Source organism: Ekhidna sp. (assembly GCF_964218185.1).
Lineage (GTDB): Bacteria > Bacteroidota > Bacteroidia > Cytophagales > Cyclobacteriaceae > Ekhidna.
Map to the genome: position 1 here is coordinate 431,786 of NZ_CAXPLV010000005.1, position 23,854 is coordinate 455,639.

The window sequence follows — 23,854 nt, forward strand, 5'->3', positions numbered from 1 at the left end:
GTGGTTTTTTAAAGAAAAAAAGCGATCAGCCGCACGGGCCGATCGCTGAACCATTTGAGAAAATTAAAAACTATAACTAATGATTTGCTTTTTGTCTGACTTGAAGAAGACCTGTCCGGAAACCTGATCGTAATCATAGATTGGCTCCTTATCTCCAAGTTGAAGTGTACCCAACTCCTCGCCTGTTCTTCGGTCTACTTTCACAAGCCCTGAACTCTTACCCTGACCACCTTCACCTACACGAGTCAGGATCATTCGGATGTCACCTTTGGTTACGGAAGCTTTAAATTTCTTCTTAGCCTCTGCACCAACCATACTAGCTGCTTTGAATAGGTCTTCTGCTTGCTGAGCATACATTTTACTGTAGTAGTCATTCGCTCCATAGTAAGAATTTGCAGCAATCTGTGAAGACTTCATTTGAGAGGCTGCCCCCATAGCCATTACAGAAGCTTGCGCTGCTCTAAGGGCAATTTTTGCAGCAAGACTCAAGCCCGGTGCTTCCCAGTATTTTTCAAATCTTACTGAACCATCCTGCTCTAGCATCACCAGGTTGTTTTCATCGCTAAAGAGGTAACCTCCTGCAACTAGCTGAACCTCGGTAGGTGCTGCATCTTCTCCTTTAAATTTTCCGGAAAGATTCTTATGAAGCACCTTGTAATCTCCTGTCAAAAGATCAACTTCAAACAGATCCCCGTCGATTACCATGATCTCTTTTGTTAGCTCTGGCTTGTATCTCAGTGACGGAACTTCGAGCATTCCTTTTTTGTCCCAGATTAGCTCTCCATCAAATTGGATGTATCCTAATCTTCCTTTAAGGTCAGTATACATTACCCCTGTGGCAGCAATTTGATCAATGTTGATTCCTTTGATTTTTTGATCCCAGATTACAGATCCATTGTCTCGATTGATCAACATGAGTTGCTTATCCTTGGAGGTCGCCAGGATTCCTTTATCACCCAAGTCCACGATGTATCCATCGATTTTCTTCACTTCCCATTTCACACTTCCATTCTTCAGGTCATACATGGTGAACCACTTGTCATCGATGACAACAACCCCGTCTCTTACAGCTGACATTACCGGCACAACTTTGAGTTTGAGCTCCTGCTCCCAAAGCTTTTTCCCTGTTTTCATATCCAGAGCAGAGAGCGACCCGCTGTTTTTCTTCTTTTCGAAGAAGTATCCCTTAGAAAGGTCAAGACTTAGGTCAAAACTTTCGAACACTTGCTTTCTATGCTCAGTATTATAAGCCCATTTTACCTCGCCTGTTTTAGGGTTCATCTTAGCAATCTGCGTTGTGCCGGGAAGCACGATATCTCCGTCCTCTAATAATGCCGGGAAGCCATTCACTGCAATTTCCTCATTAGTCCAAATGATCTTTTGAGACAGGAGATCTACCATTTTGGTGAGAGTTGTTAGCGGTGCTCCTTTTTTGGTATAATCTTCAAAATTGGTTGAGATGATCACCATTCTAAGCTCAGGAATATACCCTGTGCCGTTGTAGTTGAACTGTGCCATCTCACCGAAGAACGGTATCTTGATGATTGGCATTTCTGCAATTTTGGGGCTGATCACCTCTTCACCAGTCTGAATATTGATCACAGCGTACTGTCTGTACTGATATCCATCTGTAAACTTCAGTTCGATGTAATCTGAAACCTCAGGATACTCGTCATCTTTTAATACACGGATGAAATTCTCAAAAGCATATTTTGCTTCCACTTTTTTGCCATCCGGGCCTTTCATTTTTTTAGCTTGCTCGAAAGCTTCGCTGGACCAAAGGATGTTTCCATCACGGCTATCTACACCATGGAGTGTGAAGTCTTTGGTGCCTACCAGCAAAATACCACTCTCGGTAATGCTGTTCCATTCTACTTCACTGTCAAAATCCAGCTGCCATAAGGCATCCTGTGATTTTGCCTGGCCAAACACTACTATGAGCGCCAGACTTAAAATAGTTTTTAATAAATGTTTCATGTCGGATCGAATTTATTCGCGGTTAATTTTATGAGTCAAAGTTTGGCGAATAAAACCTCCGATATAATCCTTTGAGGAGGGGATATTTATATACCGTGAAACCCGTAGATGGAGGTCAGATAAGGTTGTTGGCGTAGGCGAATTTGATGAGGCCTACAAGGTTGTTGGTACCGGTTTTGCGGAAGATGTTTTTTCGGTGAGTTTCCACCGTACGCTCGCTGATAAACAGCTCTTCAGCCATATCCCGGTTGGTATATTCTTTGGCAATAAGTTTCAGGATTTCTCGCTCACGATCTGTCAGCAGTTTTTGTTCTCCCGTGCCATTGAGCCCCTTCATCAGCATGCTATTCACATCGGAACTGAGGTATACTTTTCCATTACCCACAGCCCTTACTGCACTCACTAACTCTTCATGTGAGTCCTTTTTGAGGATGTATCCGTCCACACCTTCTTTCAGAATTTCTTTGATAAGATGAGCCTCATCGTGCATGCTAAGCACAATTATTTTTATATCAGGGTATTTTTGTTTTACTCTGCGGACAAGGGTGAGTCCATCATCATCGGGGAGGTTGTAGTCTGTAATGAGTAGATCAATTGTTTTTTGAGTAAGCGAATCCAGAGTTTCTTTTACAGAACCAGCAGATCCCACTACCTCCAGGTCATCTTCAGCTGATAAAATTTTGATTAGACCACCCAGAAGGATGGCGTGATCGTCTGTAAGAAAAATTTTCATTCGAGCAGGTTTATCTCTACTTATGAAAGATAGTAAATTCATTTGGTTTCCTTCTTGGCGCTAATATTTAATGCCAAAGAAGGACTAATATTAAAATGAAAGCTATACCGTTTTCACGGTATATTGATCAGAAACTTTTGATAGTGAAGTTGTGGAGGGAGCATTGACAATGAGCGTATTCCCTTTTCTCCCTTGGTGTGTTTCCAGTTCCAGTTCACCCTTTATCAGATTGGTTCTGGTGTTCAGATTTTTCCAGCCATTTCCCTTTCCAGAAGTAAGCGCCGTTTTATCAAAACCAGATCCATTGTCTTCTATTAGGAGAGTTATTTCCCCAACGTCCTTGGTTATTTGCAGTGTGACTTTTTCAGCATCAGAATATTTTAAGATATTATTTATCCACTCTTGTGAAATGCGATAAAGGGAGATTTCCTGAACTTCCGAAAGCCTTGTGGACAGCCCAAAAACATTTAGCTCGATGAAAATTTTTCCTGTGGTGTTGATGCGTTCTACAAATTCCCGGAGTGCGCTTTGTAATCCGTTTTGAATCAGGGTCTGGGGCATCAGGTCAAAGCATATGTTTTTGAGCTCGCCATACATTTCATTGATTACCTTGGATGATTCTTCAAAGACTTTTTGACGCTCATTTGGTTTGGGGCTTCCTTCCAAATTTTTTAGGTTCATGTTCAGGATGGAGATCATCTGTCCGAATCCATCATGCAGGTCTCTGGCATACCGTGATCGTTCTTTTTCTTGAGAAGCTATTGTTGCTCTTATTTCCGCTTCTCTTGCCATTCGCTGGTGAGCTTCTATCAGCTTTTCGGCCTTTAATTTTATCTTCTGCTTATTTTGGAAATACGTTAAGCCAAGGAGCATGATGATAACTCCAGACCCATAAAGCATCAAATTTTTTTGTTTGATTTCTGCTTTTTGTGTTTGAATTTCTGCCTCCTTCTTCTCTGTTTGATATTTGGTTTCTAGCTCGGCTACCTGCTGACTTTTTCTTTCATTGAAGAGACTGTCTTTTACTCCAATATGCTCTTTGAAATAGCTAAGGGCATCTTTAAAATTTTCACTTTGTTCTTTTACAATGGAGAGCATATATAAGACATGTCGCTTAAAATCTGGAAAAGACACCTCACGTGCGATGGCAAGAGCTTCTAGAAAGTAAGTTTCTGCATCTTGTATTTTACCAAGTTCCAGCAACATCTCACCGGCATTGTTTTTGACAATCGCATATCCGACCTTATCTTCAATAAGCAACTTGAATTGAGCTGCTTTCTCAAAATAGTATTCAGCACTATCAAATCTCCCTAGTTTCGTGTAGGTCATGCCTAAGTTGTCATAATTGTAGCTTAGGCCAATCGTATCACCAATATCAGATTTTATAAGTGTCGATTTTACGTAGTACTGGAGTGACTCTTCAAACTTGTTTTGCTGAAAGAGCGATACCCCAATATTGTTGAGGCTATTTCCAATACCGAGTGAGTCATTTTTAGCAATGGCATATTCCAGACCTTCATTGAAATACTTTTCAGCCAGCCCAAAGTCACCTTGTTTTTTTTGGAGGGTGCCGATTAAATTTAGGATTTCTGCAGGTTTTGATTTTGAATTTATCGTGATGAAAAGATCCAGCGAAGATTGGTAATTCTCAAGTGCGAGGTTGAAATTTCCCAGGCAATAATGGGTGTAGCCAAGCTCCAGAAATGCTTGTGCTTTTAATTCCTGATTTGTCAGGGACTCAATGTCATTAGATGGAAGCAGACTGAGTGCACTATCACAGTTGGTTTTTCTAATTTCAGCAACAGTGGAGAGTAGTTTTTGATCTATTTGTTGAGAAAATAGAGCTTGAGTGCAAACCAGTAGGATGACAAAAACTGTTGGTTTCATCCTTCTAATTTGTGGAAATAAAAGTTGGAATGATATTCCTATATTGACCTTTTCGTTGAATTAAGAGGAATGAAGGATAACTCCGACTATTTAGGCTATCTCTACTTTTTGTTCCGCATGTTGCAATTGTCTCGGAGCATTTACAATAAGCGTATTGCCTTTGTTGTCCGGGTGTGTTTCCAGTTCCAGTTCACCCTTGATTAGGTTGGTCCTTGTGTTCAGGTTTTTCCAGCCGTTTCCTTTCCCCTGGGTCAATAAGTTCTTGTCAAAGCCAGACCCATTATCCTCGATCAAGAGTGTTATCTCTCCTTCGTCTCTGGTTATTTGGAGTGTGACTTTTTCAGCATCAGAATATTTCAGAATGTTGTTAATCCACTCTTGAGAGATACGATAAAAAGAGATTTCCTGAATCTCAGAAAGTCTTTCATCCATTCCAAATACATTAAGCTCAATGAAGATTTTGCCTGCTGCATTGATGCGCTCAACAAATTCATGAAGCGCACTTTCCAGTCCATTTTTGATCAGGGTCTGTGGCATCAAATCGAAACAGATGTTTTTGAGTTCGCCGTACATATCATTGATCACCTTGGAGGATTCTTGAAAAACTTTCTGACGTTCATCCGGTTTAGGACTTCCTTCTAGGTTTTTGAGGTTCATATTTAAAATGGAGATCATCTGACCAAACCCATCGTGGAGGTCTCGGGCATATCTGGCGCGTTCTTTTTCCTGGGAGGCTATCGTTGCAATGATTTCACTTTCACGTGCTTTTAGTTGAGCTTCCTGCAGTTTCAACTGTTGTTTTTTTCTTAATCGATTTCGCCATAAAGCTCCAATAATTACAAGAAAGATGAGTGCTGAGATCGAAGCAATGAGTGCAATACGATTTCTTGATATGGTAGCCTCTTGTTCCGCCAATTGTGCCTCTTGCAAGGAAATTTGTTGTTCCTTTTTTTCCGTTTCGTATTGCGTTTCCAGCTCTACAATAGCCTTGTTTTTTTCCTCACTAATCAAACTGTCCGCATACGCTTTTGATATTAGCAAATTGTCAAATGCTTTCTCAAAGTCCCCCTTGGCTTGATAGAGACCTGATTTATTTAAGTATGCATTTTCAAGATCCCTTTTGCTGCCAATTTCCCGACTTAATAGTATACTACTATCTAGATAGGCCTCTGCAAGGTTAAAGGCTCCATTTTCTTTAGCCACCTCGGCAATATTCCCCATCACAGCTGGAATGCCTTGTTTGTCCCCAAGCTTTTTATCAATTTGAAGAGATCGCTGGAAGTAAATCACCGAACTGTCCAAATCTTGCTGGTAGTACTTTAATGCACCTAAATTGTTCAGTCCAGCACTTATTCCTTTCAGGTTATTCACTTCAATCTCATAGTTGAGCGACTTTCTGAAATACATCTCTGAGGAGTCTAGCTTTCCAGTGTTGGCGTAGATAATAGCTATGTTATTAAGGACATCTGAAAAGTTGTCAACATCTTCGCCAGTATTTATTTCCAAAGTTTTGTTGTAGTAATAAAGTGCCCGATCAAAATCACCTGACTTCATGTTGACAACTCCAAGGCTATTTAGTACAATAGCCTGTTCTTTCAAGTCTCCTTCTTCCTCGAAGATTTTCAATGCTTTAAGGTTATAGGAGATGGCAGAGTCATATTCTCCAAGATATCGGTAACAGACAGCCTTATTATGATATGAGTTGGCTTTTACTTTTCTTGTTTCACTTAGGTGAAAGGCGGTATCGGAATGAAGGAGGCCAGTTTTAAAATCCCCGGCGTTACGGTAAGCAATGCCTATCAACAGATGAAAATATGATATATCATTATTATCCAAACGCTTATTTTTTAGTTGATTTTTGGCAATTCCAATTACCGAATCTGGGTTTGAAAAAGATAGAGTCTTAAGTTTCTCGAACTGATCAGGATTAGTTTGGCCAATGGAGAAATGAGTTGCTAAAAGCAAGAAAAGAAGAACTAGAGATTTCATGCGTGGTAGGCTAAGTTTTTCTAAAAATAAAAAAAGCGGAAACCTTTATAGATATCCGCTTTCGGTGTTTTCGATTAAAGAGTAGATTTTACTTCTTAAACTCTGCTATCGTCTTTTCGATAATATCACAACATTCATGAAGTTGCTCTTCAGTCATAACCAAAGGTGGTGCAAATCGAATAATGTTGCCGTGTGTTGGCTTAGCAAGCAGGCCATTGTCTCTAAGTTTCATGCAGATGTCCCAAGCTGTTGAGCTTTCCTCTGTATCGTTGATCACGATTGCATTCAACAAGCCTTTACCCCTTACCAACTGAACCAGATCAGACTTTTCGATCATTTTGTTCATGCGATCTCTGAAAATTTCACCGAGCTTTTGAGCATTTTCAGCCAGGTTTTCATCTTTAACAACTGTAAGTGCAGCGATGGCCACCTTCGCTCCAACAGGGTTGCCTCCGAATGTAGATCCATGCTGACCAGGCTTGATCACCTCCATCACGCGATCATCCGCTAAAACGGCCGAAACAGGATACACGCCACCTGAGATAGCTTTACCAAGTATTAGTACATCTGGTTTTACATTTTCATGATCTACAGCCAGCATTTTTCCAGTTCTTGCGATACCGGTTTGAACCTCATCCGCAATGAAAAGGACATTGTGTTTCTCGCAAATTTCTTTTGCCCTTTTCAGGTATCCTTCATCAGGAACCATCACTCCAGCCTCTCCCTGAATTGGCTCAACAAGGAATCCGGCTATATTTTCTCCTTGAATTGCCTGCTCAAGCTCGTTTAAGTCATTATAAGGAATGCGAATAAAGCCAGGTGTATATGGGCCAAAGTTTTTATTGGCTACCGGATCATTTGAGAATGATACGATTGTGGTTGTTCTTCCGTGGAAGTTGTTGTCACAAACGATGATCTGAGCTTTGTTTTCATCAATTCCTTTTTTCTCATATGCCCACTTTCTACAGAGTTTGATGGCTGTTTCCACAGCTTCTGCCCCTGTATTCATTGGAAGTACCTTGTCAAAACCAAAGTATTCGGTAATGAATTTTTCATAAGGACCTAACACATCATTATAGAAAGCCCGGGAGGTCAATGTTAGTGTTTCAGCTTGCTCCTTCATGGCACCCACAATGGCTGGGTGACAATGCCCTTGGTTTACAGCTGAGTAGGCAGATAGAAAATCAAAATATTTTTTTCCTTCTACATCCCAAACGTACACACCGTCACCTTTTGACAACACCACTGGTAGTGGATGATAATTATGTGCGCCATGCTTGTCTTCCAGCTTTATTAGCTCTTCACTCGTCATTGTCTTATTTTCTATCATAATTTTGCCGTTTAATCCGAAATGCAAGATTAACAATTTAAGCACTGAGGCACAATTGAAAGATCAGTTAGACCAGGAGGATTTTTATATAAACAAGCAGGGAAAAATGGTTCTTACGGAGAAGTTCCTTCTCAAGCGAGGTTATTGTTGTGGAAATGCCTGTTTACACTGTCCATACGGTCATGAAAATGTGATTAAACATTGATCAGTTCGGGAGTCTCAGGAATTTGTTTATCAATAGTTTGCATATTGGATTGAAATCCCGATATTTGCACTCCATTTTTGAAAACGGACGAGAAAGATGTCAAAAGTTTGCGATATAACCGGTAAGAGACCACAAGTAGGAAACAACGTTTCTCACGCTAACAATAAAACCAAAAGAAGATTTAATCCGAATCTTCAGAAGAAGCGTTTCTACATTCCTGAAGAGGATGCGTGGATCACGTTGAAAGTGTCAACTTCAGCGCTTAGAACAATCAACAAAAATGGAATCACTTCTGTGCTGAAAAAGGCACGTGCCAACGGCATGGTGATCAAGTAAGGTTGATTGAAAAAGAAATTGAAACCCTGACAAAAATTGTCAGGGTTTTTTTGTGCCTTTTATCCAAACATGTGACCAGCTATTGGATTCGAATTCCTTTATGGAGAGCTTGCATGCTATATTTAATGCTCTAAAAAATTTACAACATGATGAAGAAGTTTCTCACCCTTGCAGTTTGTTTTATTTCATTGACCGTATTTGGTCAAAACGAGCCAACAGATTTCCTTTCAAGCAAATTTCACAAGGAGCGTAGAACGTTGGTAAGAGAAAAAATGCCCGAAAACTCTGTGGCTGTATTTTTTGCAAATCCCGTAAGAAATCGCGCCAATGATGTGGATTATGTCTATCATCAAGATCCTAACTTTTATTATCTGACAGGATATAAGGAGCCTCATGCCGTTTTGATGATTTTTAAATCGGAGCAAGAAGGCCCTGAAGGAAACTTTGATGAAATAATCTTCATCCAGCCAAGAAACGCAATGGCCGAAATGTGGACCGGCAGAAGGATGGGTATTGCCGGTGTAAAAGAAAAGTTGGAGTTTAATCAGGTATTCAACAACACTGATTTTGAGGATTATAATATTGACTTCTCAAAATTTGATAAAGTCCTCTTCTACGATTTTTTCAATGATGTAAGGGATACGAACACCGAAGGTGACCTGTATGATTTGATCGCATCATTCAAACGAAAGGTGGGATACCCTACTGAAGGAGACCTGACGATTGAATCTGCTGCAAACAACATTGATATGGAAACTCTGGATCAAATCATGAAGGATTTGAGAGGTATCAAGACAAAAGAAGAAATTGAGTTGTTAAGAAAAGCTGTAGATATTTCGTGCATTGGTCAGGCGGAGGTAATGAAAGCAATGAAGCCTGGTTTGAGTGAGCGAGAAGTTCAGGGCATTCACGAGTTTGTGTTCAAAAAATATCAGGCTGAGTATGAGGGCTACCCATCGATTGTAGGAGAAGGAAACAACGGATGTATCCTTCATTATATAGAGAACTACAAACCGGAGATCAATAGTGATAAAATGATCCTGATGGATCTCGGAGCTGAGTATCATGGATACACGGCGGATGTAACCAGAACCATTCCTGTAGATGGTAAATTCTCGAAAGAGGAAAAGGCTATATATGACTTGGTTTATAAAGCTCAAGATGCAGCTATCAATGCAGCCAAACCAGGAGTAAACATTGGAAGAGATCTAGATGCAGCTATAGCACGAAGGATTATTAACGAAGGCTTAGTGGAGTTGGGAATTATCGAAAGTGTGGATCAGCGTCATTTGTATTATCCTCATGGTTTGGGTCATCACATTGGCCTGGATGTTCATGATAAAGGAAATTATGAATATTTGGAGCCAGGAATGGCCATTACTATTGAGCCGGGCATCTACATTCCGGAAGGAGCACCTTGTGATGAGAAATGGTGGGGAATAGCCGTTCGAATCGAGGATTGCATCCTAATCACTGAAGATGGAAATGAACTATTGTCGGATTTGGCACCAAGGAAAAGTGAGGAGATAGAAAAGCTGATGAAGGAGCCAAGCCCACTTGATGCTTTCATCTTGCCTGAATTAGATAAAGAGTAATAAGGTAGGTGGTGGAATTTGGGAAAATTAGAGAACTCAACGTTTTTAAAATCAACTAATTCCACTACATTTGCACTCCTTTTTGGAAAAGACAAAATAAAATGGCGAAGAAAGGCAACAGAGTCCAGGTAATTCTTGAGTGCACAGAGCACAAAAACAGTGGTCTTGCTGGAACCAGCAGATACATCACTACCAAGAACAGAAAAAATACTCCTGATCGAATTGAGTTGAAGAAATACAACCCGATCATGAGAAAGTATACAGTACATAAAGAAATTAAGTAACCATGGCAAAGAAAGTAGTAGCAACCCTTAAGCAACCAGGTGGAGCGAAATACGCTAAGGTGATCAAGGCGATCAAAAGCGACAATGGATCTTATACATACCGAGAAGAGATGGTTCTTGAAGGTGATGTGAAAGACACATTGGCGAAGTAAGAAATTAAATCCTAAAAGAAGGAAAGGGCCGCTCCGACGCACACGTCAGGGTGGCTTTTTTTATATTCACCACATCATCCTAATCCTGTAAGCAATGGGTCTAAAAAGTTTTTTCTCAAAAGACAAGAAAGAGTCACTAGATAAAGGGCTTGAAAAGTCTAAGCAGAATTTTTTCACCAAGCTCAACAAAGCAGTAGTTGGTAAGTCCACTGTGGATGCAGATGTGCTGGATGAGCTGGAAGAAGTGCTCATTACGTCAGATGTAGGAGTAGAAACGACGGTGAAGATCATTGATCGGATTGAAGAGCGGGTGGCCAAAGACAAATACCTTAACACATCTGAACTCAATCAAATTTTACGTGAGGAGATCGCTGGGCTATTGTCAGAAAATAACACCGAAGATCTCGTTGACTTTGATTTACCGAAAACGGATGGACCATATGTTATCCTTGTAGTTGGCGTAAATGGAGTTGGAAAGACAACAACTATTGGTAAGCTTGCTGCTCAATTTAAAGCGCTTGGTAAAAACGTTATTCTGGGTGCGGCAGATACGTTCCGTGCAGCAGCCGTTGACCAGCTGATTATGTGGGGAGAGCGAGTAGGTGTACCAGTGGTATCCAAGGGGATGAATACCGATCCTGCTGCAGTCGCTTTTGAGGCGGCTAAACGTGGTAAGGAGGAAAATGCAGATGTGGTAATCATCGATACCGCAGGAAGACTCCATACGAAGGTGAACCTGATGAATGAGCTTTCCAAGATTAAAAATGTGGTTCAAAAGTTCATTCCTGAAGCACCTCATGACGTGATGCTTGTGCTGGACGGGAGCACCGGACAAAATGCTTTCATTCAGGCTAAGGAATTCACCAAGGCGACCGAAGTATCCTCACTGGCGGTTACCAAGCTGGATGGGACAGCCAAAGGAGGCGTAGTGATTGGAATCTCAGATCAATTCAAAATTCCTGTGAAATACATCGGTGTAGGCGAAAAAGTGGAAGACCTCCAAGTTTTCAACAAGACCGAATTTGTAGATTCTTTCTTCAAGAAATAGGTTTAGCTTCTACGATTTCCAGAATCGTTCTTTTAAGTAAGTCTTTGTCCAGTTGGACTTTTCTGATGTACTTATCTATCTGAATTTGCTTTGCTTTTGAAGGCTGATTTACGTGTGCGGAAATCATAATTACCTTAGGCTTTTTGTCCATTGATTCCAGAGCTTCAAAACCATCCAGATAGGGCATTTCCAGGTCCAGAAGCAATACGTCTGGTTTTTCCTTTACCACTTTCATGATCCCATTTACCGGATTTTGAAATGTCCCGATAAGTTCTATTCCTTCATACTCCCAGAAATAAGCTTTCAGTGATTGAAGGAAGAGTGGGTCGTCATCTATGGCTATGCAGGTGATCATGTGATAAAGTAAATTGAAAGGCTAAATTACCTCTATTTACTTTCCAAATAGAAAAGATAAATTTTTGATCCTCTTCCTATCTCCGACTTTACCTCAATTGAGCCAGCCATGTTACGAATAGAATATCTTGTTAGAGTTTCCAATTAATTCAAATACCTCCGGAATCTGCGCAGGATTTAGTCTACTACAGACGTACTGCCACTGATGATTTTCTTCTGTTTAACTGCCAAAAGAGATTCGGGAGTCATTATAAAATAGAACTTTGCAAAATCACGAGACACTTTCACTTCAGAGCAAATTCCATTGATGTATGTATAGGTATTTAAGCCGTCAGGGGACTCCATCTCATATTCATGATCACCTATTTTTACGAATGTGAGGTAATCGCCAAACTGTGGCGAATACACTCTTTGACCATCCTTAGGTTCTTGGAAATAAATGGCTGCTACTGAGTATTCAATTGGTTCTTTAACTGTGATTCTCGCCCCATCAAGATCGAGCGTATACTTTTGACCATCAAACCAGATTGTGGATTTTTTTTGTGTTGATCCATTGAGCATGTTGTGTGTATACTCTTTTATCAGCCTTCCATTTTTGTATTCGCTGGTGGACTCATAGTCCACTGTGAATGAAAACAGGATTCTAAAAGTCACTTGACTGTTAATCTCATACTTCACCTGATTCTCAGAAATAGTTCTATCCACAGTCATGTCCCCAAGTTTTTTGCTTCCTTTTACTACCTCGTAGTGGAGGGTTTGTCCCATAGAAGCCTGGGAGACAATTGATAGGATTAATATGATGAGGGAACTTCTCATTATTCAGAAATCATTAGCTTAATGACACAAATGGTTTCATATTGTTTCCGCTCAAGATAGATTAAAAACATCCAACTCATGCGATTTAAAAAAGTTAGTTTCAAAAATACCGACGGACATGAACTTTCTGCAAGATTAGATTTCCCGTTGATTGGAAAGCCAAAGGCCTTTGTGCTGTTTGCGCACTGTTTCACTTGCTCCAAAAATTTAAAGTCTGTAGATCACATAAGTTCTGCATTTACTCAGCAGGGCATGGCTGTTTTGAGATTTGATTTTACTGGCCTGGGTCAAAGCAAAGGAGAGTTTGCTGACACCAACTTTTCGTCAAATCTATCAGACCTAAAAGATGCCTATGCTTACCTGGAAGAAAACCATCAAGCTCCACAAATCATGGTGGGTCATTCGCTGGGTGGTGCGGCTGTTTTGCATGTGTCTGGCGATCTGGAAAAAGTAAGAGCGGTTGCAACCATAGGTGCTCCATCATCTCCTGATCATGTTACTCATTTGCTGGATAAAGGAAGAAAAGAGCTGGAAGAAAAAGGAGAGGCAGAGGTGAATATTGGAGGCCGTACATTCAAGATGAAAAAACAATTTTTGGATGATCTGGAAAACAGTGAAAGAAAAGGCGTCATAAAGAATCTTAAAAAATCCCTTTTGGTCATACACTCACCACAGGACAAAATTGTTGGGATCAATAATGCTCAGGAGATTTATGAGCAGGCCATGCACCCTAAAAGTTTTGTATCGCTCGATGGAGCAGATCATTTGATGCAAAATGAGAAGGATGCGAGGTATGTTGGATCGATTATTTCGAGCTGGTCAAGTCGATACATTGAACAAAAAGAGCAAGATGAGGCACCTGAAGGTGAGGTGTGGACCCGAATTGGAGAAAAAGGATTTACCACAGAGGTAATAGCCGGGCGGCATCAAATGATAGCAGATGAGCCACCAAGTGTGGGCGGTGCGGATGAAGGTCCAACACCTTATGGGTATTTACTTGCGGGTCTTGGTGCTTGTACGGCGATGACGATGCGGATGTATGCCGATCACAAAAAGATTGACTTGAAAGAGGTAGAGGTAAAACTTACTCATGACAAAATCCATCAGCAGGATGGAGAAAACAGTGAGAGCTCGAAAGGAAAGATCGATCAGATCAAGCGAAAAATTAAATTAACAGGAGATCTTACAGATGAGCAAAGGAAACGATTAATCGAGATCGCGGATAGATGTCCCGTGCATAAAACCCTGGAAGGAAAGCCGGAGATTTTGACAGAAGAGGTAAAATAACTACTGCAACCACTCTAGCTTCTGCAACAACTCCTCTTTGTGCGAACGACTGATAGGTAATTCAGCATCATTCACGTAGATCAGATTGTCCTGTGTGTCAATTGATTTGATTTTTCTCAGATTCACGGTGTACTTACGATGTACCCTCATGAATTCTTTGCTCGGGAGCTTGTCTTGCACATCCCCCATACTCATGCGTAATACATACTTTTTTCCTGCATCAGTAAATATGGTGCAATAACGATCCTCTACTTCTAAATACAGAACTTCAGTGATAGCTACTTTCTCGAGTTTATTTCGAGTTTTTATGAAGAAGCTGTTTTCGAAAACCACATCCTTTTCCCACTCACTTTTTTTTTCGGCAGGCTGAGTTGAAGAATTAAAGGCCAACTCTATGGTTCTTTGCAGATTTTGAGCATCAAATGGTTTTGTGATGTAAGCATAGGGATTGGTACTTTTTGCTCGGTTGAAGGTAGCTTGATCATCAAAAGAAGTAATGAAAATGACTGGTACATTTTGATCCAATGAAGCGATCAGATCTATTCCGTTCATAGAGCCATTGATTTTTACATCGACCAATATCAAATCTGGATTGAGCGAGACAATTTGCTCTCGAGCTGTGTCGCTATTGTCGGACATCCCTGCCAAATCGTATCCCAGTTCATCCACAATCATTTCAAGTTGATTGGCATAAAGTGACTCGTCTTCTACAATATAGATGCGGAGGTTAGACATCAGGCAGCTTCGGGGTTTTTTGGAAGGTTAAATTTAAATGTCGATCCGTTTCCAGGGCTGCTTTCCACTCCAATAGATCCTTTGTTTAGCTCCACCAATTCCTTGCAAAGTACGAGCCCCAGCCCAGACCCTTTTTCTCCTCTGGTTCCCTGTTTGCTTTCTTTCTCCAGCTCAAAAATCTTAGGAAGCTGCTCAGCGCTAATGCCTGTGCCAGAGTCATTAATAATGATGGATGCTGACACACCTTCATCTTTGATGTCCACTTTTACCTGACCATCGTCATCTGTATATTTTATGGCATTCGAAATCAGGTTTCTCAAAATGGTATTCACAGCTTTTTCATCAGCGTAAACAAATACGTTTTCATCACTTTGATTGATCAATTCCAGCCCCTTCATTTCGGCCAGAGGCTTTAGCAGCTCGAAGACGGAATCAATGGAATTTTTGATATTCACTTTTTCGGGTTGATATGGGATCATTCCATTTTGCAGCAAGGCCCAATTGAGCAAGTTGTCCAGTAGATCTGTTAATTTTTTTGTAGTGTTACTAATGCTCACGGCAATTTCCTCCAGCCGATCTGTCTTGCCTTTTTTCAAAAAGAAATTTACCTGATCACCTACACCCTGTAATCCCAGCAAGGGGCTTCTCAGGTCATGGGCTATGATGCCAAAGAACTTGTCTTTCGTTTGATTGAGGTTGGCCAACTGCTCATTTTGCAATTGAATTTTTGCTTTGACCTTCCTGAGGTTCAGGTAAAGGAATGCCATCATCAGCAGGATGAGAAAAATCACTACTCCCACAGCAAAGTAGATTTTGTTTTGCTGAGCTAGGAGGGCAGCATTCTGTTCGGCGAGTTCTTTTTCATTTTGATAGCCAACTATGTTTTGACGCACTTGTTCTTCTTTCAACTTCGCCTGTGCGTCAGTAGTATAGATGCTATCATTGAAAGCAAAGTAGGATTGATAATTTTTCAATGCTTCCTCATGGTCATTGGTGGCTTGATGAATTTGGCTCAGCAGCAAGTAGCTATCCCGAGACAGCTTTAAATCCCCAACGGCTTTACTAACCTTCATTGCGGTTTTTGCATGATTCAGTGCAGAATCATATTCTTTTAAAGAAAAGAAAGCACTGGAAAGCAGGTGCTCGTTTTTTGCAATGCTTCCTTGACTCTCAAGTTCTTTGTCAATGATGAGTGCTTTTCGAAACGCCGGGATGGCTTTTTCTGGCTGATTTTCTATCAAAGCTATCTGCCCATTTATTTGGGATAGCAGGGCCATGTTGGCCTGATTATCCATTCCACCTATTTGCTTGCTGGCCAGGTTCACGTAACTCTTTGCCTCTTCAATTTCGTTGAGATTCATTAATGTGTTAATCATTTGAAGAAGTGTATTGGCATAAAAGAGCTGGTGATCTACTTCCTTGTAATACTCCAGATTTTTCTTAATCAAGTCTTTAGCAGAGGCATAATCCTCCAAATCTATATAGAGGGAAATCATCGTTGAGCTAGACCTTGCCAGCTCAGTTTTCAGCCCAATTTCTTCAAACAGTAATCTTGCATTTTGGATATAGTCCAGAGCCGTTTTATAGTTGCCCAGGCTTGAATGCAGGAGCGAAAGGTTATTGTACATCCATCCAATATCCACGTTAGATTCAGATTTGATGGCTGCCTCCAGGGCTTGCTCTTTGTGATAGATGGCTTTTTCAGGTTCTCCCTTTTTCAAATACAAATCACCAATGAAATTGTGCGTGTAGCACACATGAGATATCGGGGTGTTGAGTTGTGAGCTTATCCTGTTTATTCTCGGATCAATTGGTGGATTATCTACAATGGACTGAAAGAGGTTTAACGCTTTATTGAAATGAAGGAGTCCATTTTCATAATCTCCCAACAATCCATAAACATACCCCAGGTTCTTATGAACGCCCCCCTGATTTTTGAGAGATACGGTTTTATCCATTCCATTCACCACATCTAGAAGAATCTCCTTTGCTTTTTCCGGATTTCCCTTTTCATAGGTGTAGTTTTCAGCCAGCTGATAGGTGGCGTATGCCAGGGCATCTTTGTTTCCGGTTTCGTTGGCAATTTTGATTGCTTCCTCACAAAAACGGATAGCTGCATCTGCATCATATTCATGCAAGTAGGCGATCAGATTTTCCAAAATAAGTGCATAACTCTTTGCATCAGGGAGGTTATGTTTATCAGCTAGCTTATAGATCAGTTTTATCTGGGCCCTTCCCTTTTCTACTTCGTTGGTGGCACCTATGTACTGGCGACCCAGCCCGATTGCATTATCTATTTGATCCCATCCTGGCTTGGCTCTTTTAGAGTATTCCTCTAGGCTATCCAGGCTATTGATTTGAGCAAATAAAAACGAATGTGCTACTGCAAGTGCTGCAAGAAAATAGAGTAGGCGTCTCATGCATGCGGATTATATTTCCAATATAGCCTCGTTTTGGCTCACTTCCTAGAATCTGCAGCTCACAACCCTGGTGATGTCATTCACACACATTGTCAAAATTCGGATAGATCTACTACATACTTTGGCTGTGTTAATCTACAGGACCGTCTTTGCCAACTATTAAATATTGGCCTAAGTCATGGCTCCTTGGAATATGTAAAACACTAAACAATATTGCCATGAAGATCTTATTGAAACTTGCTTTTATCGCAACGTGCTTATCGATTCTTGCGCTTACATCATGTGGAGACGAAAAGGATGCTCCAGCTCCAGATAATGAGGATGAAGAAGTGGACACCACTGCACCTACCATTTCCAGTGTATCTCCATCCAACAATGCCACGAATGTTGCTGTCTCTACGGAGATTCAGGTGACATTCTCCGAGCCTATTGATATGAGTACGGTTACCGCCACTACGGTTACGCTTTCATCATCATCTGCCAATGTGGAATTAATTGTAACTATGTCAGGGAATGTAATGACTATTGACCCGACAGAAGATTTGGAGAGTGACTCTGAGTACACATTGACACTCACCATAGGATTGGCCGATGATGAAGGAAATAATCTGACTTCAGATTTTACCTCTTCCTTTACGACAGAATTTATTGATGATGTTGCGCCCAGTCTTACTTCCTTTTCAATAATAAATGGGGAGGAAAATGTGGCCGCAGACGCAAGCATAGTGGCAACCTTTACCGAACCAATGGATCCAAATTCGCTTGAAGGAAATATTCTTTTTAGAAAACTTGGAACTACGGATTACCTCGATGTTACACTTGAAGTATCAGGCAATGACGTGATCATTACACCTGCCGAGAAAATGAAGGGTCTGGTGGAGTATGTGATTGATGTGACTGTAAATGTGACTGATCTTGCCGGAAATAAACTGGACTTTGCCAAGGCTAGAGTGTTTAAAACTGCCACCGTACCATTGACAATTGTGAGTATGACTCCAGAGGATAATTCAGTGGATGTAGAAGTAGATCAGGAACTCGTAATTACTTTCTCTGAGCCTATCGATGAATCTACGGTTACTTTATATTGGTCTGGAGGAGGACCCTCATTTAATACGTCTGTCAATGGAAAAGTTTTGACTGTCACTCCCTCAAGCTCATGGACGGAGTTTGAAAGTGATTATCAACTGAATATTAGCTCTAGCATTAAGGATGTAAATGGCAATGTCCTAGCTTCTACCGCTGAGCTCTCATTCACTACCATTTTTGTAAGTGAACGCTACTACTATTTTATAAGAAACTATGAGGTTGGTGAATACCTCGCTTTTCAAGATGCCGATCCCCAGGTTACTTATGTGACTGAAGCAGAAGTAAGTAGCAATTTCAGATTATGGAGATTTGTAAAAAGTGGAGATCAATTTGCAATCCGCAATTACCACCTTCAAAAAAACAATTACAGTTTATCGTTCTTGTTCAGCCTTCCACTAACGGTTGACGATGATTTAGGCTATCTAGACTTTATAAGCACAGGATCACTTTGGTCCTTTACAACGCCTACCAATGGTGTTAGAACTATGAGCTCACGCGGAAACTTGTTGGACGGACAGAACTTGAAAATGACAAGTGATCAAAGCACAAGTAGTGGATATCGATGGTGGTATTTTTGGCGACAGCCTGTCTCGGTAAATTAAATCCATTCCAAAGCATTTGGTGGTCGATAAGACGGTCCTCTTGGAGGCCGCCATTTGCTTTCTAAAACAAAATAAGCTTCTGGAAATAGTGTAAATTGAAATTCATTACCACTCCTATTGCCTGATTATGAAGCCATTCCTTTACATATTTCTGATATTTCTGCTGACTTCAGTTTGTGCTCAGCCCAAAATCATAAATAAGGATTATAAGGATTTTCCATATGCGCTGCTTGATGGACGCAATGTAGCCATGTATGTGGATCTCCCACTTGCCAGGAAGGCTGGTGAAGGAGGCACAGCCGCAGCTAACATGATGCTGGATTTGTTTTCGCACGAAAGAGCCTTTCGATTTGGGCAAACCTGGATGATTAAAAGCCAGTTGGAGAGATTGGTAAATGGTATTGACATTAGCAATATTTCAAGGTTGGATGAAATTGAACTGATTGTTTTAAGTCGAGCTCTTACCGATCTGGGGATTGTATACCATCACTTGGGTCTGTTCAAAAAATCTGAGCGTGTGACACTTCAGGCGGCTGATTTGAGGATAAAAGGACTAGGCCAAAGCCACCTGGCTACCATTTCTACCTACAACAATTTGGGAGCTCTCTATAGAGACATGGGTAAATATGCTGAGTCGGTTAAGCTGTTGAAAAAAGCTGTAGAGGAGCTTGGCAAACTGGGAATGCAAGAAAGCATGGAATATGCGGTAGCGCTAAACAATCTTAGCACGCTTCACTTTATGCTTGGTCAGACAGAGGAAGCCAAATCCAAAAGCGATCAATCCATTGCCATTGCTGATCGACAGACCGGTGATAAATCGAAGGACTTTCTGTCTTTTCTTCTCAATTCTGCTATCATCAATCAGTCATTAGAAAATTATTCAGTTGCAGAATCCTTACTCCTCCAGATCAAGGAAATCAAGGAAAATAGATTTGGGAAAAAGAGCTCTCAATATGCCCGTGCTCTTGTCAATCTGGCGGGGCTTTACATGGAAACAAACCGGATAGATGAAGTAGAACCCTTACTGGCCACTGCCCATGAGATTTACATGGATTTTTATGGAAGGAATCATCCTACGACAGCTTATATCATTAGCCTGTATGGAATTTACTATTATCAGATTGGAAACTATTCGCTTTCAATTCAATGGCTAGAAGATGCCAAATCTCTTCAGACTTACTTGCTAGGAAAGTTTCATGCTGAGTATGTCACCACATTGGAAACCTTGGCTCAGTCTTACTGGAAATCAAATCAGACGGCTAAAGCAAAAGATGTATTTGAAGAGCTGAATGCCAGCTTGATGGATCAGGTGGTTAATTATTTTCCTGTGATGAGCGAAGAAGATCAGATGAAGTTTTGGGATCGATCCAGAAGTACCTTGATGGTATTTTACTCATTTGTGCTGGATAATCATCGAGCGTATCCTGAACTGGTGAGTACCATGTTGAACATGCATTTGGCTACAAAAGGCCTAATCCTTTCGGAATCGCAAAAAATAAGAAAGTCGATCATTGGCAACTCCAGTGAAGAACTCAGGGATAAGTACCTGTCCTGGCTTGATCAAAAAGAGCAGTTCGCACAATATTCGGCCATGCCAAAGAAGCTGGTCATTCAGATGGGAGTAAACCTCTATAGAATGGGAAAGCGAATAGAAAAAATGGAGTTTGAACTCCGGGAAGAGTCAATGCTGTTTCAGCAGTCTTATGACACTGTGGCGATTGGGAAAGAAGCCATCCAGTCGAAGCTAAGCGAAGGTGAGTCGCTCTTAGAAGTTATCAGAATAGAGCGTGTGAATGGTAACCACCCCGTGGCGTATGCCGCAATTGTCCTCAAAGCAGATGATCCTCAACCAAAGCTTGTAAATATTGAAAATGGCGAGCATCTGGAAACTACCTATTTTGGATATTACAAAAATGCCATTCGGCTAAAGTTGAAAGACACTATATCCTATATAAAATACTGGGAACCAATTGCTCCTCACCTCACCGGAAGCAAACGGGTGTATATCTCCAATGATGGCATTTACAATCAAATCAACCCAAATACGTTGCAGAGAAAATCTGATGAATACCTCCTGAATGAGCTTTCTATTGTTCAGATTTCGGGAGGAAAGCAGCTCCTGAAAGACGAGCAACCAAGCACCAAAAATGATGTGCTACTTCTTGGGAACCCTTCTTTTGGCCCGGGCTATGATGCACTTCCAGGCACAGCAGTAGAGATCGATTTGATTGAAAATTTGGTCAAAGAAAATGAACTGAAGCCTATCACTATCCGAGCGGAGATGGCGCAGGAAGACGTGCTGAAAAGGCAGGTAGACAACCCGAAGGTTTTGCATATATCAACTCATGGTTATTTTCTACCAGATGAATCGCATCAGAAAAAGGTGGTTGTTGGAGAGCGACTTGATAAAGTTCAAGTCCACCCACTGCTTAGATCAGGACTTGTCCTTTCAAATCCCAAGAGGAAGCCGCAGGATTTCATGACTCCTATTTCCGGAGAGGATGGCCTGCTCACAGCCTATGAGGTAATGAATTTTCAGCTCGAAGAAACAGATCTTGTGATCCTGAGTGCATGTGAAACAGGTCTTGGTGACGTGAAGGCGGGGGAAGGCGTGTTTGGTTTGCAGCGCTCATTCCAGGTAGCCGGCGCAGGTGCAATCATCAATAGCTTGTGGAAAGTAGATGATACGGCCACTCAGCTCTTGATGACAAATTTTTACAAAGAGTGGCTTGCCACCGGAGATATGCGAACCTCATTTAACATGGCTCAACAGAAAGTGCGGAAGGATTATCCGCACCCATACTACTGGGGAGCCTTTGTTTTAATCAATTAAAGAAAAACTAATCACTTAAATTTTTAAACTATGAAAAAACTATTATTCGCTTTGATTCTGGCTCCAATTGCTGTGTTGGGGCAGTACACAGTAAAATCAAAGATGGTTTCAGGGAAAAAGGAAATCATCACTACCAACTACATCAAAGGATATGTAGTGGATGGATCTGGGAAAGAATATGAAGGAGAAATCCAGCTAAAGATTGTAAATACAGATACAACCGAGATTCGGTATAAAGGGCCGAATAAGGAAAAATTGAAATTTGATAGAATGAAAATTCTGGATTATGGTCCTGCCAAACTTCTGGTTTCAGAGGTGAAAAACGACTATAAAAATGAAATCCAAAATTTTCATCCGGGCTACATTGTGCTGTCTAATGGTAAAAAAGTAGAGGGCATGGTGGCCTCAAGAAAACGCGAGCTAGCAGAGTCTGATGGCACCAAAATGCTAGGGCCAATAGGGGTGAAATTTGCTGATGAATCTGAGGAAATCACCGAATATATGGGCGCAGACTTTGAGGTTTCTTATTACATGCAAAACATCAACGGGGAGGAATACCACTTTGTAAATGCACACGGTGTGTATGTTACAGTTGAAAATCCAAACGGAAGGTTTAGCTACTTCAGAAATCCAAAACCTACCCATGTGAGAGAAGGAGCTACCAACCTTACCCGATATGCTGTAGAAGAGGTGACTGAAGAGCTGGCTGAGGAGGCGGCTCAGGCTACAGCGCAGAAAAGCTTTGAAAGTAGCATGAACAGTGGAGAGAGCTTGAGTACATCAGTAGGAAATGCTACTGCTGATGCTATGAATGTGTACAATGGAATACGAGGAGCTGTAAATACAGAGGATATGACCATTACATTCAGGGAGTATTACATTGTAGATAATAAAACAGGCCAAAGTGAGCTGGTGTATAAAAAGAATGTAGAAGAAGTTCTTAATAAATTTCTCGGAGATTGCGGGGTGACAAGCAGCGAAATAGAAGAAGTGGCCAGGGTAACAGAACTGGACAATGTGATGGTTTTTCTTAAAGAAAATGCCTGCGACTAAACGACTAAAATCATGAATCAAAAAAGGCAACTCAGTAGAGTTGCCTTTTATTTTTTAAAAGTCATCGTCATCATCTTCGTACTTATCCTCGTACTCATCCCGGATATCATCTCTTAGGTTTCCTTCATCATCATAGTCGTCATCATCTGCAATGATCTCTTTAGCTTCTGCCACAGTCATTTTCACTAGGTAATACCTGTCTTCAGTTTCAAAGGGAAGTCCGCTTTGATACTCACCATCTTTATTCACAAATTTGATCAAGTGCTCTTTGAAACCATATGGGTAAGCAAGCTTGATTTGCTCTTGTATCTCCACATCCAGATTTTCAAAGGCCTTTAGTACGCGAGGCTTATTATTCATGGGACTAATCTAAAAATATTTCTGAAAAAATGAAGTCCTTAATATTCTTCTTCTAAATAATTCAAAATCCGTTCACATTTTACCAGCAAGTCCTTCTCCATCCAGAACATATCTTCCAATGCAGATGTAACGCCAGTTCCATTACCATATAAAAGCTCCACCGCTTTTTCGGATGTCTTTTGATAGACATCAACAGATGATGTTGCCTCGCCTAGCATCTTGATCATTTCATAATCCATTTCGATCAATGAATTAGTTGCTTGAGCAATCTGCCAGCTATTGATACTCACATCTGCGGATCTCAGAATGATATTACCAGTCCCATAAACAAAAATAGAATCTGATGTCAGCACAATCTCATTAATGGATTTATCTAATCGAAGAAAACGTTGTTCATCACCATAAATAATCTCAATGGGCTCAATGTACGTCGAAGTAGATGTTACTATGGATTGCTTAATGAAGCTTAAAAGTTCATCATCATTTCTAGGATTGAATGGGAGAGATTCCAAGGGCAGCCCAACCATTACATGCCTACCAGCCCTCAGGTCTTTGACTAATTTTTCATGGTAGGATATCGCCTTTTCAAGGCTCTCAACATTTTTTTGCATCTCATCCTGAAGGGTCACAAGTACCCTATCTACAAGATTGTCAGTTTTGATCTGCTGCCGCCACTCACTTAGCGCAAGTGCAAGGGAAACAGTAAAAACGATTAAAATCGCTTCAATTAAGATGTGTCTGAAATTGATTTTTGAGCTTGACATATTTAAAG

The 23,854-nt window shown here is 40.9% G+C and carries 21 protein-coding genes; 10 read left to right on the forward strand and 11 right to left on the reverse strand.

Translation table 11 applies throughout. The annotated features are described in order from the left end of the window. Nucleotides 1-63: 63 nt before the first annotated feature. The 5 genes from ACEQZT_RS07400 to rocD all read right to left on the reverse strand — a co-directional run bounded on the left by ACEQZT_RS07400 (nucleotide 64) and on the right by rocD (nucleotide 7,916). Nucleotides 64-1,977 (reverse strand): PQQ-binding-like beta-propeller repeat protein, encoded by a 1,914-nt coding sequence (locus ACEQZT_RS07400; protein ID WP_370088757.1) that lies wholly within the window; start codon nucleotides 1,975-1,977, stop codon nucleotides 64-66. 115 nt (nucleotides 1,978-2,092) lie between these two features. After that, a complete protein-coding gene (locus ACEQZT_RS07405; protein ID WP_370088759.1) occupies nucleotides 2,093-2,710 on the reverse strand; it encodes a response regulator in 618 nt (205 codons plus the stop codon). Nucleotides 2,711-2,812: 102 nt separating this feature from the next. Next, nucleotides 2,813-4,597: a tetratricopeptide repeat protein gene (locus ACEQZT_RS07410; protein ID WP_370088761.1), complete on the reverse strand. Its 1,785-nt coding sequence runs from the start codon at nucleotides 4,595-4,597 to the stop codon at nucleotides 2,813-2,815. 90 nt (nucleotides 4,598-4,687) lie between these two features. After that, entirely contained in the window at nucleotides 4,688-6,586 is a 1,899-nt protein-coding gene (locus ACEQZT_RS07415; protein WP_370088763.1) for a tetratricopeptide repeat protein, read from the reverse strand. A gap of 88 nt (nucleotides 6,587-6,674) precedes the next feature. Beyond that, nucleotides 6,675-7,916 carry an ornithine--oxo-acid transaminase gene (rocD, locus tag ACEQZT_RS07420; RefSeq protein WP_370088765.1) on the reverse strand — a complete coding sequence of 414 codons (1,242 nt, stop codon included), beginning with the start codon at nucleotides 7,914-7,916 and terminating at the stop codon, nucleotides 6,675-6,677. A gap of 55 nt (nucleotides 7,917-7,971) precedes the next feature. On the opposite strand from rocD, the gene ACEQZT_RS07425 reads away from it, so the two are divergent. The 6 genes from ACEQZT_RS07425 (at nucleotide 7,972) to ftsY (ending at nucleotide 11,536) form a co-directional block, all read left to right on the forward strand. Further along, nucleotides 7,972-8,121: a DUF5522 domain-containing protein gene (locus ACEQZT_RS07425; protein ID WP_370088767.1), complete on the forward strand. Its 150-nt coding sequence runs from the start codon at nucleotides 7,972-7,974 to the stop codon at nucleotides 8,119-8,121. 96 nt (nucleotides 8,122-8,217) lie between these two features. Further along, nucleotides 8,218-8,457, forward strand: a complete 240-nt coding sequence (gene rpmB / locus ACEQZT_RS07430; RefSeq protein WP_370088769.1) for a 50S ribosomal protein L28 — start codon at nucleotides 8,218-8,220, stop codon at nucleotides 8,455-8,457. A 146-nt stretch (nucleotides 8,458-8,603) separates the two neighbouring features. After that, nucleotides 8,604-10,052, forward strand: a complete 1,449-nt coding sequence (locus ACEQZT_RS07435) for an aminopeptidase P N-terminal domain-containing protein (protein WP_370088771.1) — start codon at nucleotides 8,604-8,606, stop codon at nucleotides 10,050-10,052. Nucleotides 10,053-10,153: 101 nt separating this feature from the next. Further along, on the forward strand, nucleotides 10,154-10,336 hold the full coding sequence (rpmG, locus tag ACEQZT_RS07440; protein ID WP_370088773.1) for a 50S ribosomal protein L33: 183 nt from the start codon (nucleotides 10,154-10,156) through the stop codon (nucleotides 10,334-10,336). Nucleotides 10,337-10,338: 2 nt separating this feature from the next. Next, entirely contained in the window at nucleotides 10,339-10,488 is a 150-nt protein-coding gene (locus tag ACEQZT_RS07445) for a DUF4295 family protein (RefSeq protein ID WP_370088775.1), read from the forward strand. A gap of 94 nt (nucleotides 10,489-10,582) precedes the next feature. Continuing rightward, nucleotides 10,583-11,536, forward strand: a complete 954-nt coding sequence (gene ftsY / locus ACEQZT_RS07450) for a signal recognition particle-docking protein FtsY (RefSeq protein ID WP_370088777.1) — start codon at nucleotides 10,583-10,585, stop codon at nucleotides 11,534-11,536. On the opposite strand, the gene ACEQZT_RS07455 is transcribed toward ftsY, so the two are convergent. Both ACEQZT_RS07455 and ACEQZT_RS07460 read right to left on the reverse strand, forming a co-directional pair. Beyond that, nucleotides 11,526-11,891, reverse strand: coding sequence for a LytR/AlgR family response regulator transcription factor (locus tag ACEQZT_RS07455; protein WP_370088779.1), 366 nt, complete (start codon nucleotides 11,889-11,891; stop codon nucleotides 11,526-11,528). The two genes, ftsY and ACEQZT_RS07455, sit on opposite strands and share 11 nt — an antisense overlap. A gap of 176 nt (nucleotides 11,892-12,067) precedes the next feature. Beyond that, nucleotides 12,068-12,706, reverse strand: coding sequence for a DUF6134 family protein (locus ACEQZT_RS07460; protein WP_370088781.1), 639 nt, complete (start codon nucleotides 12,704-12,706; stop codon nucleotides 12,068-12,070). Nucleotides 12,707-12,784: 78 nt separating this feature from the next. Here ACEQZT_RS07460 and ACEQZT_RS07465 point away from each other — a divergent pair, with 78 nt between their 5' ends. After that, nucleotides 12,785-13,993, forward strand: coding sequence for an alpha/beta fold hydrolase (locus tag ACEQZT_RS07465; RefSeq protein WP_370088783.1), 1,209 nt, complete (start codon nucleotides 12,785-12,787; stop codon nucleotides 13,991-13,993). Here ACEQZT_RS07465 and ACEQZT_RS07470 read toward each other — a convergent pair whose 3' ends face one another. Further along, nucleotides 13,994-14,728 (reverse strand): LytR/AlgR family response regulator transcription factor, encoded by a 735-nt coding sequence (locus tag ACEQZT_RS07470; RefSeq protein WP_370088785.1) that lies wholly within the window; start codon nucleotides 14,726-14,728, stop codon nucleotides 13,994-13,996. Beyond that, entirely contained in the window at nucleotides 14,728-17,148 is a 2,421-nt protein-coding gene (locus ACEQZT_RS07475) for a tetratricopeptide repeat protein (RefSeq protein ID WP_370088787.1), read from the reverse strand. The genes ACEQZT_RS07470 and ACEQZT_RS07475 overlap by 1 nt, the downstream gene beginning before the upstream one ends. 218 nt (nucleotides 17,149-17,366) lie before the next feature. On the opposite strand from ACEQZT_RS07475, the gene ACEQZT_RS07480 reads away from it, so the two are divergent. The 3 genes from ACEQZT_RS07480 to ACEQZT_RS07490 all read left to right on the forward strand — a co-directional run bounded on the left by ACEQZT_RS07480 (nucleotide 17,367) and on the right by ACEQZT_RS07490 (nucleotide 22,722). Beyond that, on the forward strand, nucleotides 17,367-18,836 hold the full coding sequence (locus ACEQZT_RS07480) for an Ig-like domain-containing protein (protein ID WP_370088789.1): 1,470 nt from the start codon (nucleotides 17,367-17,369) through the stop codon (nucleotides 18,834-18,836). A 127-nt stretch (nucleotides 18,837-18,963) separates the two neighbouring features. Then, nucleotides 18,964-21,669, forward strand: coding sequence for a CHAT domain-containing protein (locus ACEQZT_RS07485; protein ID WP_370088791.1), 2,706 nt, complete (start codon nucleotides 18,964-18,966; stop codon nucleotides 21,667-21,669). A gap of 30 nt (nucleotides 21,670-21,699) precedes the next feature. Next, nucleotides 21,700-22,722, forward strand: coding sequence for a hypothetical protein (locus ACEQZT_RS07490; RefSeq protein ID WP_370088793.1), 1,023 nt, complete (start codon nucleotides 21,700-21,702; stop codon nucleotides 22,720-22,722). Nucleotides 22,723-22,776: 54 nt separating this feature from the next. Here the strand turns inward: ACEQZT_RS07490 and ACEQZT_RS07495 are convergent, their stop codons facing one another. Both ACEQZT_RS07495 and ACEQZT_RS07500 read right to left on the reverse strand, forming a co-directional pair. Continuing rightward, nucleotides 22,777-23,082, reverse strand: coding sequence for a hypothetical protein (locus ACEQZT_RS07495; RefSeq protein ID WP_370088795.1), 306 nt, complete (start codon nucleotides 23,080-23,082; stop codon nucleotides 22,777-22,779). 38 nt (nucleotides 23,083-23,120) lie between these two features. Continuing rightward, nucleotides 23,121-23,846, reverse strand: a complete 726-nt coding sequence (locus ACEQZT_RS07500; RefSeq protein ID WP_370088797.1) for a hypothetical protein — start codon at nucleotides 23,844-23,846, stop codon at nucleotides 23,121-23,123. Nucleotides 23,847-23,854 lie beyond the last annotated feature (8 nt).